The 14,587-nt window shown below is 45.9% G+C and carries 9 protein-coding genes and 1 pseudogene; all 10 read right to left on the bottom strand.

Annotated elements, in window-relative coordinates; translation table 11 throughout:
• Positions 1 to 1,396: 1,396 nt before the first annotated feature.
• Positions 1,397 to 2,269 (bottom strand): annotated as a pseudogene (locus ACJB0T_RS04855) (AAA family ATPase); the annotation flags it as partial.
• 4 nt (positions 2,270 to 2,273) lie between these two features.
• The gene (locus tag ACJB0T_RS04850; protein WP_479293647.1) at positions 2,274 to 3,422 is read right to left on the bottom strand and encodes an exonuclease SbcCD subunit D; all 1,149 of its coding nucleotides are present in this window, start codon (positions 3,420 to 3,422) and stop codon (positions 2,274 to 2,276) included.
• 107 nt (positions 3,423 to 3,529) lie between these two features.
• Positions 3,530 to 4,822 carry an ATP-binding protein gene (locus tag ACJB0T_RS04845; protein WP_479293649.1) on the bottom strand — a complete coding sequence of 431 codons (1,293 nt, stop codon included), beginning with the start codon at positions 4,820 to 4,822 and terminating at the stop codon, positions 3,530 to 3,532.
• An 11-nt stretch (positions 4,823 to 4,833) separates the two neighbouring features.
• Positions 4,834 to 5,538, bottom strand: coding sequence for a response regulator (locus tag ACJB0T_RS04840; RefSeq protein ID WP_479293651.1), 705 nt, complete (start codon positions 5,536 to 5,538; stop codon positions 4,834 to 4,836).
• Positions 5,539 to 5,861: 323 nt separating this feature from the next.
• Positions 5,862 to 9,017: an efflux RND transporter permease subunit gene (locus ACJB0T_RS04835; protein ID WP_479293652.1), complete on the bottom strand. Its 3,156-nt coding sequence runs from the start codon at positions 9,015 to 9,017 to the stop codon at positions 5,862 to 5,864.
• A gap of 3 nt (positions 9,018 to 9,020) precedes the next feature.
• Positions 9,021 to 10,154 carry an efflux RND transporter periplasmic adaptor subunit gene (locus tag ACJB0T_RS04830; RefSeq protein WP_479293654.1) on the bottom strand — a complete coding sequence of 378 codons (1,134 nt, stop codon included), beginning with the start codon at positions 10,152 to 10,154 and terminating at the stop codon, positions 9,021 to 9,023.
• Between the two features lie 128 nt (positions 10,155 to 10,282).
• Entirely contained in the window at positions 10,283 to 11,134 is an 852-nt protein-coding gene (locus ACJB0T_RS04825; protein ID WP_479293656.1) for a mechanosensitive ion channel family protein, read from the bottom strand.
• Positions 11,135 to 11,163: 29 nt separating this feature from the next.
• Positions 11,164 to 12,387, bottom strand: a complete 1,224-nt coding sequence (gene pepT / locus ACJB0T_RS04820) for a peptidase T (protein ID WP_479293658.1) — start codon at positions 12,385 to 12,387, stop codon at positions 11,164 to 11,166.
• A gap of 516 nt (positions 12,388 to 12,903) precedes the next feature.
• Positions 12,904 to 13,095, bottom strand: coding sequence for a hypothetical protein (locus ACJB0T_RS04815; protein WP_353499447.1), 192 nt, complete (start codon positions 13,093 to 13,095; stop codon positions 12,904 to 12,906).
• Positions 13,096 to 13,384: 289 nt separating this feature from the next.
• On the bottom strand, positions 13,385 to 14,332 hold the full coding sequence (locus ACJB0T_RS04810; protein WP_479293662.1) for a TerC/Alx family metal homeostasis membrane protein: 948 nt from the start codon (positions 14,330 to 14,332) through the stop codon (positions 13,385 to 13,387).
• Between the last annotated feature and the right edge of the window lie 255 nt (positions 14,333 to 14,587).

Below are 14,587 nucleotides of genomic sequence, written 5' to 3'. Positions count from 1 at the left end.
CGATTTGTTGCGCTATTTTCTCCGCACGTTCTGAGCTAAGCTTAGCATTCAAGAACACTTGCTCGGACTCAAATGCACTGTTGCCTAGTGCCACCTTCCATATCGCTGACGCGCTCTCACGAGCTAGCTCTAACTCTTCGAACTGTTTTTGCAAAGTCTCAAGATGAGATTCAAACTTCGCGAGCGTTTCACTCGCCAGCTTCAGTGCATGCGTCGCCTGCTCTAGCGAAGCGGCTAATTGAGCAAGTTGTGTTTCTATCGTTTGTTGGCGCTCTAGCACCGCTTGTGCTGTCGCATACCCCGTATTATTACCGGATTCTAGCGAGCTAACGACACCACTCAGTTGCTGGACTTGGCTCGTGAACTCATTCACTTGAACGGTTGTTTGCTCGAGCTGTTGCGAAAGTTCAACACGTTTTGCCGTCGCTTTCTGATATTGCGTTTGCAATGACTCAATGTTCAACGTTTTCAGGCCAGTAATGCGGGCAGATAGATCCGCAATCGTCCGCTGCACATCTTGAGCGAACTCACCGAGATCCTGCTGATGATCGACATCTAAGGAATCTATCCACTCTTGCTTACGCGCAATCAGTGTAGCGATTTGACTTTCCAACTCAGCGAATAACTGTTGATAACGAGTAAGCTCATCTTTTGCTGTGGTTTCTATTTCTCTTAGCTTATTAACCTGCTCAAGTGTCACCGCATCACCAGAGAACGTAGCCACATTCGGATGATCTACGCTACCGCACACCGGGCACGGCGTATCTTGTTCTAACGAGGCTGCAAGTAAAGCGGCTTGCCCGCTGTGCCAAGCAATTTCTGCTTCAGTACGCGTTTGGCGCGCCTTGTTTGCGACTAACTCTTTTGAGGCAATTGTGTTAGTTAGCTCAGTTCGCTGTTTGTGTTTACTTTCAAGCTGCGCATCTATCTGAGTTATTGCGTGCAGCGCCTGCTGTTTCTTGGTCTCAAGATCCAATGACAAAGTGAGTTCGCTAAGCTGCGACTTCTGTTTTTCAGCATCGACGAAAGCAGCATGCAGCGACTCTTCTTGTTGTGTCATCGCTTGGATCTGTTCAGCAAGTGTGGATTGAGATGCAATAATGCTACTGAGCTTTTGATTTGCCTGTTGTAGCTCAACTTTCTTACTATCGAGCTCTTTTAGGCGCTCAATTAGAGCGTTTAACTCAAAACGCTCCTGCTTTAATGGCTCAGCATTATCACTCGCTTTCTTCGCCTCGTCATACGCTGCCTGAGCCTGTAACTGGTTTTGCTTCGCGGCTGCAATTTTGCCTTGCCCAGTTTGCAAACGCTCTGCCAATGTCGCTGATTCTTTGGTTAAACGCAGTTGGCTATCATACTCCGACTGAATAGCAACAGCGGCCTTATGAGCATTGAGCTCGGTCTTGACCAACTCAATAGCTTCACTACTTTGTTGGTGTTTTAGTTGCGCGTGCTCAAGCTTTGCTTTGGCCGAAAACTTTTTGCTTAGTTCTAGTGCATTGTCTAGCTCTTGCTGCGCTTTGCTTCTCTGGCTTTCCGCTTTTTTCAGTTCGCTTTCTGCTTGGTCTAACTGCGGTGCTAACTCAATGAGCGCTTGTGAAAGCTGTGACTCCGACTCCACCGATGCGACATCTAAAGCGCCTTTGATTTGGTTATCGAACTCTTCTTTCGCCTTTCGAATGCCCGCAGCTCGCTCAAACAGCACTCGCTCAATAGTGGTGTAAATTTGAGTTTGGAACAACTGGCCAAAAATCGCTTCACGCTCTTTAGAGCTTGCCGTTAATAGTTCTCGAAACTTACCCTGTGGAATAACCATGACCTGACGAAACTGCTTCACATCTAGCCCCATCAGCTCTTGGATGGCGGTAGCGACCGGTTTAGGTTTATTGGCAATAAGCTCGTCGCTGTCGAGGTTTACAAGCTGTGCTGTGTGGGATTTTTTTGTCATCCCTTCACCGCGCTGCTTAGGCACTTCTTGATCAGGGCTACGTGTGATTTGGTAACGAACCCCAGCCAATTCAAACTCAAACGTAATGGTAGTTAAAAGCTTGGCATCAGCGTAATCACAGCGCATTTGGTCACCAGTACGCTCACTGCCTGTCGTTTCGCCATAGAGCGCATAGCAGATAGCATCTAAGATAGAGCTCTTGCCTGAACCCGTGGGCCCGTTGATCAAAAATAGCGGCGAGTCACCCAGAGTGCGAAAATCGATATGTTCAACACCAGAGAAAGGACCAAAAGCTTTGAGAGTCAGCGTTAAAGGTTTCATAGAATTACTGCTCCTGTTTCGCTGTCTGAAGCGTGTTTAGCACATCCGTAATCATCTCGGTTTGGCTCTCATTCATTCCGTCACCTTGTACTTCCAAAAAGAAGTCTTGGAACATATCGAGTTCCGAACGCCCCAATCGAGCCTGCCCCATTTCGGTTTCGACACCAATCAACATACCCGGTTTTTCCAGGTGCAATACGTTTGGATATACCTCACGAAGCTTAGCCATAGGATCGAGTATCGCGTGTTTGTCGGTAAGACGAACTAGTAAATAATCATCAGCTTTAGGATCGTTTTTACCTTGCTCCAATAAGTCCGCTAAGTCACCTTCGATGATTCGCATATCATGTGGACTTGTAAGCGGTACACTTGTGATGACGGGGTTAGATGTTTCGGAAGAAAACTCGACGAGCGTCATTGCTTTATTGTGGTGCTGCTCAGAGAACGAGTATTTCATGATAGAACCAGAGTAGCGAATATGTTCCGCACCGCGCTTTTGCGCTTGATGAAGATGTCCCAACGCAACGTAATCAAACTGCTGAAAATGCTCATAACTGACGCGGTCTGCTCCGCCGATAGAAAGCGTACGTTCAGACTCACAGGTTTGCGCGCCATCGATAAAGCAGTGGCTAAGAAGGACATTGCGCTTTGTTGGGTCTAACACCGTGTTCAACTGCTCTGCAAGATGTTGGTGCGCTTCATCATGGTTGCTCACCGAGACTTTATAGTGATGTCGTACTTGCTCTGGATCGGTGTACGGAAGACCATAAAACAACACCGATTCGCCATTTTTGTCTTGAATCTCAATTGGCGTGGTAATCTGTTCTAACGAACTGATAATGTGCAGCCCAGCTTGACCAAATTGCCTTGAGCCGAAGCCTAAGCGTTTCGCGCCATCATGGTTTCCTGAAATCATAATCACAGGAATACCAAGCTGCTGAATAACGTGATTAAGAAACTCATCGAGTACTTCGATTGCAGCAGTTGGTGGCACAGAGCGGTCATAAACATCACCTGCTATCAACAAGGCATCGATGTCATTCTCAGAAAGGTAATGTGTGATTTGCTCAAGAACGTGCTGCTGGTCTTCTAGCAGAGACACATTGTGAAATTGCCGGCCGAGGTGCCAATCAGAAGTGTGGATAAATTTCATTCAGTTCAGTTTGTTATGTCTAATCCATAGCGCGAAGTATATCACTGGACACCGACGCTCGTCTGCATTCAAGCAGACGAAGCGGCAACAAACTAACAAAAGGGAACTTAAGACTGAGAGAAGTGAGGCAACACCAAGGTAAAACAAGCGCCACCAAGTTCGCTATGACTAACGTCGACGTTACCGCCATGACGCAACATGATGTGCTTAACAATAGCGAGCCCTAAACCATAGCCACCAGACGCTCGGTCTCGAGACTTATCGACGCGGTAAAAAGGATCAAACAAACGATCCCAGTGCTCTGGGTCAACACCAATGCCATCATCGTGCACTTCAATGGCAATATGGTCGCCACCTTCCACCAACTTAACGACAATACGCTGTTCAGTGTAGCGTTTTGCGTTACTGATCAAGTTAACTAAGGCTCGGCATAACAAGAAGCGATCCATGTTCACATCGACGCTTTCACTGGCTACTTGTAAGTCGAACGTATGACCAATGTGCGTCTGCCATTTCACATGATGCTCTTTTAGCCAGGCAGCAATATCGATTTCCTCAAGCTCAATAGCGGCATCTGGGCGCTCTACTCGCGCGTAGTAGAGCAACTCATCCACGAGGTGTTCCATCTCTTCCGTATCTTCAATAATACTGGCTAGCTGCTGCTTGGCTTCAGGATCGCTAAGCTGCTCCATTAACACTTCACTTTGCCATTGAATACGGAAAATCGGTGTACGCAACTCATGAGCAACGGCATTCGTTAGTGCTTTGTTGCTTACCATAAGATTGGCGATTTTCGTTGCCATGTGATTGAAAGATTTATTGAGCTTGCCAAGGCGAACCCACTGCCCTTCAGAAGCTCTTGCTTCAAGATTGCCACTCGCAAATTCATTGGCTGTTTTTTCCAGCACGCGCAAGCGACGGCTTAGGAACCAAATCAATAAAAAGCTAAAGGCGACGAAGCCTGCGAAAAAGAACAACCAAACCACTTGGTTGGCAAATTCAATCGCTTTAATGAGCTCAGAATCAGGATCGTCAGTCAGATGAAAATAATTGGCGTTGTTGTCGAACTTGAGCCACAAGTGATCGTTGTCATCAAGCAGGAAATGGACTTCTGGTTGTTCTTCAAAGTGGCTAGCCACCTCTTTCGGCAATTCGGAAGGTGTGTGAGAGTCGAGCAATCGGTGCGTTTTCTCAGCAAATGCTTCGAGTAACTCAATCGCCTGCTCATCACTTTCGTTGGTCGCAACATGATTCATGATGTCGCGAAACGCTTCTACCCTAAGATTGGCATCAACCAAATCTGGGTCGGTTTTGCCGTAAATCACATACTCGTAACCGTAAATACTTGCGGTAAAGAGCAGTATTACGCCAATTAGAGATTCAAGAAATAGTCTCCACAAACCAGTCAGTCCTATGCTTTCCAGCCATCAGTAACGAACAGGTAGCCTTTGCCACGTACTGTGATAATACCTTTTGGGTTGGTCGCATCATCAAATAGCTTTTTGCGAAGGGTAACAATGCGGTTGTCAATGGTACGGTCGATGCCATCGTAGTCGATACCACGAAGCTGTCTGGTGAGATAGTCACGAGATAACACCTCACCCGCTGATTTAGCGAGCAACCAGAGTAAATCGAATTCACTGTCCGTTAATGACACGTCACACTCACCGAGTCGGCAACTGCGGCTGTTTTGACACACTTTTAGACGACCAACTTGAATAGTGTTCGCTTCCATCGCAATCGCGTCTTCGGCTGGGCGTCTTAGAAGGTTTCTTACGCGTGCTAATAATACGCGAGGTTTGATAGGTTTAGAGACAAAGTCATCGGCGCCGGTTTCCAATGCGGCTACGTGATCAAAGTCATCATCACTTGCTGTTAGCATTAGAATTTTGCCGTTGTAGCTGTCACGAACATCGCGACAAATAGATAGGCCATCTTGACCCGGAAGCATAAGGTCTAGAATGGTAATATCAGGCTGAAAAGATTCAATCAAATCGACAGACTCGCCTCCATCATAAACTGTTTTTACATCAAAGCCTTGGGTCTTAAAGTAATCGCCTAGCATTACATTTAGTTTTGCATCGTCTTCTACTATCAACAGTTTTTGATTTACCATCGTCCAATCCACTACATCTATCGAATCGGCCGCAAAGATACATAATTTTACAGAATACTACAAACGCGAATTATTATGTTCTTGTAGGTGTATTCCTAATGAGACATTTGTTACAAGCTGCTAACAACCCATAAATTAGTCTTACTAAACAGATGGTTACTATACACTAGCTATACCAGCAAACCGTACATCAACTTCAATAAATGTCTTCGATAGTTCAAACTCGGAATGTAGAGATTTGTCATGACATCATGACAATTTGCGACATACAAAAAGCCCCTCACGTGGAGGGGCTTGATCATTAACGAATGGCTCACTCGCCGTTACTCGTCATCTTCCAGCGGTACTAGCTTAGTATTACCACCATGAATTTTTTCACGGCGATGCTGGATCAGAGCATAGAAGCCTGGGATCAAGAATGTACCTGCAAGGAGTACACACAATAGACCGCCAACAAGCGAAATACCCAACGAGTTTTGGCTGATGTGGCCAGCTCCCGATGCAAAGATGAGCGGTATCATACCTAGGATAAACGACCAAGATGTCATGTTAACCGCTCGGAAGCGCAACATACCGCCACGTACGGCTGCATCATCGACAGGGACGTCTTTATTCTCACGTTCAATCTTGGCAAATTCCACGATAAGAATCGCGTTCTTCGCTGCCATCGCTATAAGCAGGACGAGACCTATCTGAGCGTACAAGTTCAGCGGAATGCCCGCTAAATTCAACGCGACAAATGATCCAAGTGTCGCCACCGGAACCACGAGAATGATGGCGAGTGGAATACCCCAACTTTCATACTGAGCAACCATGAATAGGTAGATGAAGATCAGAGCCAGCGCAAACGCATAAATCGCTTGGTTACCCGCCAAGATCTCTTGGTAAGCCATACCTGTCCACTCGTACTGATAACCCATTGGCAGAACTTCCGCCGCTACGCGCTCCATTGCGGCGATCGCGTCACCACTTGAGTAACCGGGTGCTGGTTGACCTTGGATTACCGCACTGCGGTACATGTTATATCGCCACGCGACGTCGGGTTCAAAGACTTGTTCGTAAGACACTAGCGTGCTCAGAGGAATCATCTCACCTTTAGAAGAACGAACATGGAACAGCTGAAGGTCATCCATACCACTACGATATTCGGCGTCTGCTTGCATTGTTACGCGGAAGTTCTTACCAAACATGGTGAAGTCATTCACGTACAAAGAGCCTAAGTTACCCTGTAGTGTTTGGAAAATCGACGACAGTGGAATACCCAGCTGTTGTGCTTTCTCACGGTCAATGTCTACGTAGTAGTGCGGTACATTGGCACGGAAAGTACTAAACGTATAAGCGATCTCTGGCTGCTGGTTCGCGGTTTGAATCACATCCTGCATCACCAATGCGAGATCCGTTCGGCTTCGGCCTAGCGTATCTTCCAACACAAATTCAAAACCAGAAGCCGCGCCCATACCAGGAACTGCCGGAGGCCCCATTGCAAACACGACCGCACCCGGAATTTGCTGAGCGGCCATACCGTTAATACGAGCAGCAATAGCATTCGAAGAGTGATCCCCTTCAAAACCATTACGGGTATCCCAGTCTTTCAGCTTGATAAACAGCGATGCACCATTCGATGCTGCCGCGCCAGTCATAAACGCATAGCCGTTCGCTACCGTGATTCCATCGATACCTGGCTCTTGTTCAACCAAGTTAACCAACTTGTCGGTTGTTTCTGTAGTACGAGACAAAGACGCTGAATCTGGAAGCTGAACGTTAACCAGCAAAATACCTTTATCTTCCTGAGGTACAAAAGCCGTAGAAGTGTTTTTCGCTAGGAAGCTTACCGCGCCAACCGCTATTACAAAGAAGGTAACAAGCAGGAGTGCCTTTTTCACAAGGAACCCAGCGACTTGACCGTAGCGCAGTGTAATACGCTCGAGTGCGCGATTGAATGTTTGGAACCAACGGGCTGTATTGCCGCCACCTTTCTTCAGAACCAACGAACATAGGGCTGGCGACAGCGTCAGTGCGTTAATAGAAGAAATAACAACCGAAATACAGATGGTCAGAGCGAACTGACGATACATAATGCCGGTGATACCAGGTAACAGCGTTACCGGGATAAATACAGCAAGCAATACCAACGTCGAAGTGATGATTGGCCCCGTCACCTCTTTCATCGCGATCAAGGTCGCTTTTCTTGGTGACATATCAGGGTTGCGCTTCATGATGGTATCTACGTTCTCGATAACGAGAATCGCATCATCCACCACGATACCAATCGCCAAGATAATACCAAACAGGGTTACCGTGTTCACAGTAAAGCCCGTCATGTTCATGACAGCAAACGTACCGATAAGCGATACCGGAATCGCAACAACCGGAATAAGCGTTGCACGCGCACTACCAAGGAACAGATACGTTACCGCGATAACAAGTATGATAGCCTCAATTAGGGTCTTAACTACCCCTTTGATCGACTCAGCAACGAACACAGTGGTATCGTAACTGGTTTCGTAAGCCATACCTTCAGGGAAGTTCACACTCAAACGCTCAAGCAGATCCATCACTGCCTTGCCACTTTCCAGCGCGTTGGCGTCCGATTGAAGGTTAAGCGCAACGATAGAAGCATCTTCACCACGGAACTGACCACTACCATCGTAGAACTTCTTACCAAGTTCTACGCGAGCTACGTCTTTAAGGTAAACCGTTGAACCATCAGAATTTGCGCGCAGAACGACGTTCTCAAACTCTCCAATCGACTCTAGGCGACCTTTGGTTACCAGGTTAAACTGTACTTCTTGTGGGTTTGCATATGGCGCAGCACCTACACGACCCGCAGCAACCTGTACGTTTTGCTCAGCCAATGCAGCGTAAACGTCAGAGGTCGTCATTTTGAGGTTGGCTAGCTTGTCTGGGTCTAGCCAAACACGCATCGCATACTCACCACCACCAATTACGTTAACTTCACTAATGCCCTTAACACGAGCAAGTTGGTCTTTAACGTTCAAGTTGATGTAGTTAATCAGGAACTTGTCATCATAACGACCATCAGGTGAGTAGAAGTTCAGTACCATCAATAGGTCTGGTGAACGTTTTTTCACCGTTACACCAACCATACGAACTTCTTGTGGCAGTTTCGACTCAATCTGTGACACACGGTTCTGCACGTTGACCTGAGCCATGTCAGGGTCGGTACCGATATCAAACGTCACATTGAGGTTGTATGAACCGTCATTAGCACTCTTTGAAGACATATAAATCATATCTTCAACGCCGTTCACCGAGGTTTCGATCGGATCGGCTATCGCCTCCTCTACGACCTCTGCACTTGCACCTGTATAGAATGCCGTGACACTGACCGATGGCGGGCTAATTTTTGGATACTCAGCAACCGGCAACACCATCAAAGAGATGGCACCCGCCAGCGTGAGTATGATTGATATGACCAAAGCAAACTTTGGTCTTTGAATGAAGAAACGACTTAGCATCTATTACGCACCTTGATCTGCTGGCTTCGACTCATCGATTCGAACAGGCACGCCATTCCTTACACGCTGCAAGCCTTGAGTGATGACAACATCAGTCGCTTTCAATCCTGATTGGATGATGACGCCAGTTTCAACTTGTGTGCCTAGAGCAACATTACGACGCTCTGCCACATTTCCTTCAGTTACGACCATAACAAAGTCGCCTTCAAGATCAGTTTGAACCGCGCGACGAGGTACTGTCACTACGTCGATCGCTTCTTTTTCCATAAGCTCAACACGCACGTGCTGACCCGGAAGCAAACGCTGCTGTGGATTCTCAACGACAGCACGCATCGCCAGCGTACCGGTATTGAGGTTAATTCGGTTACCCAAGAAGTCGATTTTGCCTTGCTCTTCAAACACTCGGCCATCTTCTAGAATGATGTTCACTGCAACGCCATTTGATTCATCCGATCCGTTACCTTCAATAGTATCCATGCCTAGAGCTAAACGCTCACGCTCACTGATACTGAATGACGCATATATAGGATCCATACTAACGAGTGTGGTTAATACACCAGAGGAAGGAGAAAGAAGATCACCTTGGCTGACCTTACTATCAGAGATTCTGCCAGTAAACGGAGCAAGAATGGTGGTATAAGACAGGTTTACATCCGCCACTTTAAGCTGAGCTTTTCCTGCTTCTAGTTGAGCGCGCGCGCTCATCAGAGTCGCAGTCAACGCATCAAATTCTGCTTGAGAAATGTTGTTAGACTTAACAAGGTTTTTGCCACGCTCAAAATCAAGCTCGGCTTTTTTCAGTGCTGCTTCCGCTTCAGACACTTTAGCTTTAGCACTCGCGACTTGAGCTTCAAATGATGATGGCTCGATAGAATATAGCTTTTGACCTTTTTCGACGATCTGCCCTTCTTGGAAATGGCGTTCCATCAAATAGCCAGTTACTTGTGCAGTAATGGCTGTATCTTCAACCGCATCCATGCGTCCAATGTAAGACTTACTTTGTTGATGTGGGACGACCTCTACAGCAGTAGTTTGCACAAGAGGCGCTGGTGCATTTTGGTTGGACTTTGTTGCTTCACCACATCCTGCTAAAAATAGTGCAGAAATAACGCTGGCAACGAGTATTTTTCTAGGCATTGAAACACCCTATTCTCTTCTGATTGGAACAAGCTTTGGCAGACTAACAAATCACGAGTCAGCTGAATGTCCGAAAAGCATTAATAGTTATGATGAAAGTGTTTCAAAATATAACAGATTGATTCGTATCAATCTTTTGAAGTTTCCTCTGGAAACGATAGATCGTGCAGCATCATGAAGTCCGCACGAATTTCTTGCTCTAGATGAGTGGCAAGCTCAGTTGGGCAGAAAATCATCACATGGACAATTTGCTCACCAGTAGCACCACTCGCGATGTGGATGTGGGGCTCGGAACCTGGTAAATCGACACCCGCGTGTTTTTCAATGACACCATTATAGCGTCTAGCGACATCAATAAAGTTTTCACTGTGCTTCTCGATTCTAACAATCAACTCAGGGAGCAGTGGAAATAGGTTTTTGAAGCCAGGAACAACAATTGAAAAGCTGTGGTATACGTAGCGTTTCATGAAGTTGAGGTTCTTAACTGGGTAGGTAAAAAACATGCTGTTAGGCAGTGTGATGGTTTTTCCTGTGAAATGATATTGACCATGGTACAAGTCAATTTCTTGTATCACAGTGGCCATCAGATTGTGCTCAATCACTTCGCCGCTGGTCTTTCCTACTTCAATCCAGTCACCGATACGAAACGACCGCGAGCTCGCCCGCTGGATGGAACCGGTAAAACAAAGAATGATCTCTTTTGAGGCAACGACAATAGCAACGGCGATAGCGGTCACTGATAGTGCGAACTCACTGATTTCTGATTTCCAAACCAGAAACAGAGTGACAACAATGATCGCGAACGAGCCGTTTTTAGTCCGCGACATCCATTTACGCTGATCTTCAGACAAAAACGCCACATCCCCTCGAATTCCCGAGAGTGTGATGCGGCGTATTATCAAAATCAGTGTGATGACCAAGACGCTCAATAACAGCTTGTTTTCAATTAAAAATGCGATAATTTTTTGAACATCTTCCATGGTCGCCTACTACGCATTAAGAATGAGTATTAACGATAACGAATCGCGGTGTCTTTCGCAATTTGTACGATCACTTTTACCGCTAACTCCATACCTTGAACAGTAATAAATTCATGAATACCGTGGAAATTATAACCACCGGTAAACAGGTTTGGACAAGGTAAACCCATAAAGGACAAACGAGCGCCATCGGTACCACCACGAATTGGCTTAATGTTTGGCTTCACATCGCAGCTTTCCATTGCCTGTTTGGCAATCTCTATAATATGTGGATGTGGCTCTACCATTTCGCGCATGTTCGAATAGTTATCTGTGATAGTAAGGCTCACCTTACTACCCTGCGCATTAAACGTGGCCACCTTGTCTTCTAGGTAGGCTTTTTTGCGTGCCAATTCGTCCTTGTCAAAATCGCGCAAAATGTAATGCAGCGATGAATCGGTCAAAGACATCTGCGCATTATGTAGATGATAGAAGCCTTCATAACCCGATGTGCACTCTGGTGTTTCCTCTAGCGGCATATCCGCGTGAAATCGCGCTGCTGCGGTCATGGCATTGACCATTTTACCATTTGCTGTACCTGGATGGACAGAAACGCCTTTAAACTCAACGAGGGCCGCCGCTGCATTAAAGTTTTCATATTCAAGCTCACCTACCGGACCGCCATCAACTGTGTAAGCCCATTTAGCAGCAAACTTGTCGACATCAAACAAATCGGCACCGCGACCAATTTCCTCATCAGGGGTGAAACCTATTTTGATGTCACCATGGGGGATCTCTGGATTTGCCATCAAAAACTCAACGGCAGAGATGATCTCAGCAATACCGGCTTTATTATCGGCTCCGAGTAACGTCGTGCCATCGGTCGTAATAATATCGTGGCCATGAAGCGCGTGGAGATCGGGATACTGAATTGGCGAAAGCACCACATCCCCTTTTCCAAGTGCAATATCACCGCCTTGATAGTTTTCTACCAACTGAGGTTTCACACCTTTACCAGAGGCGTCTGGCGCCGTATCCATATGAGCAATAAAACCAATCGCTGGAATATCAGCCTCTACGTTAGAAGGTAAGGTCGCCATGATATATCCATTAGAATCTAGCGTAACGTTGGATAGACCTAATGCAATCAGTTCTTGTTGCAAAAATCGAGCAAACTCAGTTTGGCCTGGTGTGCTCGGGCATGTTGCCTGCGACGGGTTAGATTGCGTGTCGTACGTGACATATTTGAGAAACCTGTCGATAAGACTTGTCATAATTTTCACCTTTATAGTGGTTGTAAACCCAAGTCATCTCATAATACGGATCGAAGCCAATGAAATGTTGCGATGAATCAGTTTTATCTGATTTGACGAGCATTCTGTAAGATCGGTATAAGCCCAAACACTAATCCGTAACTAGCTCTGAGATAAAGGGATACGCCCAATACACTACGCCCCACCGATCCAAATTAAGGGGGATGTGGTTGATAGTCCAGCCTGAAATAATGACGTTAAGTTAACGTCGAGAAGATGAGATTAGACACCATGAAGCGTCCACATTTTGTTTCTACGCCTATTTTTTTATCAGCTCCAATCGCTGATAAAAAAGAGACAACAGCTACTAAGAATGACCTGGCTACCCACACAACGCTAGCAACTCCAAGTCCGCTAGAGCGTGAGCGAGTCGCATTAGTTAAACAACTACAGCAACGTGGTGGCTTCAGCGCTTAGTTTTGCTTACGCCAAATACAAAAAAAGCACCTATCAAAGGTGCTTTTTATCATGCTTGTTTTATCGATTAATGCCGATATCACGCTGCATGTGGCCAGATAACTCGTTCGCATAGTAAGTTGTTTCAACTTCACCTTTGCCGAACAGAATATCTAGTAAGTGTGCAATCAATCCTTTGAAGTTAACCGCGTAGGTTTTCTTATCCATAGAGGGTGCGATAGCGATGGTTTCGATGTTCACTGCTTGTGCCATGATTGCCTCTCTTGAAACTTGGTAACTCGTTGTTGTTGGTGACAATATTAGGCAAAAAAACGCTGTTTAAAAAATGACAAAAATTGGTATTTCAGATTAGATTATCTAATAAAACAAACCTTTAACAACCTCTGGATGCGCCTATTTATATTTGGTGAATTTTTATACCCAAAACAAACAGTTTGGTGAATAAACATTCCATACAACGCTTTATAAGTTCAATTTGTTAGCAAAATGATAAACAAAAACCTCCCGAACAATGGGAGGTTTTACGCATTTATTGTTAGCTCTATTTATTAACAACCTTGAGCTGCTGTTTTTCTTTGTACAGCGATGCCACTGAAGCCACTGTCATGGTGAACAAAATCACACACAAAGAGAACCAAGTAGGAATCTCCCAAGGTGATCCTACCAATGCCATCTTAATACCAATAAATATCATAATGAAAGAAAGCGCTGGTTTGAGGTACACGAATCGGTTCATCATGCCTTCAAGAACAAAATAGAGCGAACGTAATCCAAGCAGAGCAAACACGTTTGCCGCCAACACAAGGAACGCCTCACGAGTCACAGCAAAGATTGCCGGGATTGAATCCAATGCAAACAAAATATCCATAAAGGCAATCACGCCAATCACCACCAGCATTGGAGTGAATACTCGTTTACCATTTTCAATAATTGACAAACTATTACCATGATATGATTCCGTCACTGGCAACAGTTTTCTAATCAATCGCTCTGGAAGTGGATTGATCTCATCATCACCATGGTCACGCGCCAATTGAATACCCGTCCAAATCAAGAAAGCAGCAAACAGATACATCACCCAGTGGAACTGAGCAAGCAGCTGAGCACCGACACTGATCATGATGGCACGCAGTACCAACGCACCAATCACACCCCACAATAGCGCACGCGGACGCAAATGCTGAGGTACAGAATACTGATGAAAGATGATAGCGAACACAAATAGGTTGTCGACGCTAAGCGATTTTTCAAGCAAATAGCCAGTTAGGAACGATACTGTTGCTTTCTCTGCGCTGTAATCGCTGTCTGGCGCGTACACATGCCAAAATAGATAGATGGTTGCAGCAAACACGAATGCCAGTACAAACCAAAAACCGCTCCAAATCGCCGCTTTACAAATAGTAATTTGACCGCCGCGAGTTTGATAGATATCCAATGCGACTAACGCAAGAGTCAGCAGCAGGAAGCCAAGATAGATAGATGGGCTCATAAGTCCTCCGAGCGGAAGGACGGGACTATTTTAGGCGACCTTCCGCAAACCAATAACACACCAGCACACAAATGTGCTGAGCCTTTGATTGCGTTGGTCTCGTCAAAGCGTTATGAAAACACTTATATTTGCCGGATAAGTTCATTGCTATACCTGCAATAACTTAACGAGATGACGGCAAATAAACGGGTGACTACTCCCCAAAACGGGGCGATTGTAGGGCGAGATTAAAATGGTGTCTATAAGAAAAAGCCC

This window comes from Vibrio sp. CB1-5 (assembly GCF_059412285.1).
The sequence above is the reverse complement of the archived record's forward strand: the minus strand, read 5'-3'. Positions and strand labels throughout refer to the sequence as shown.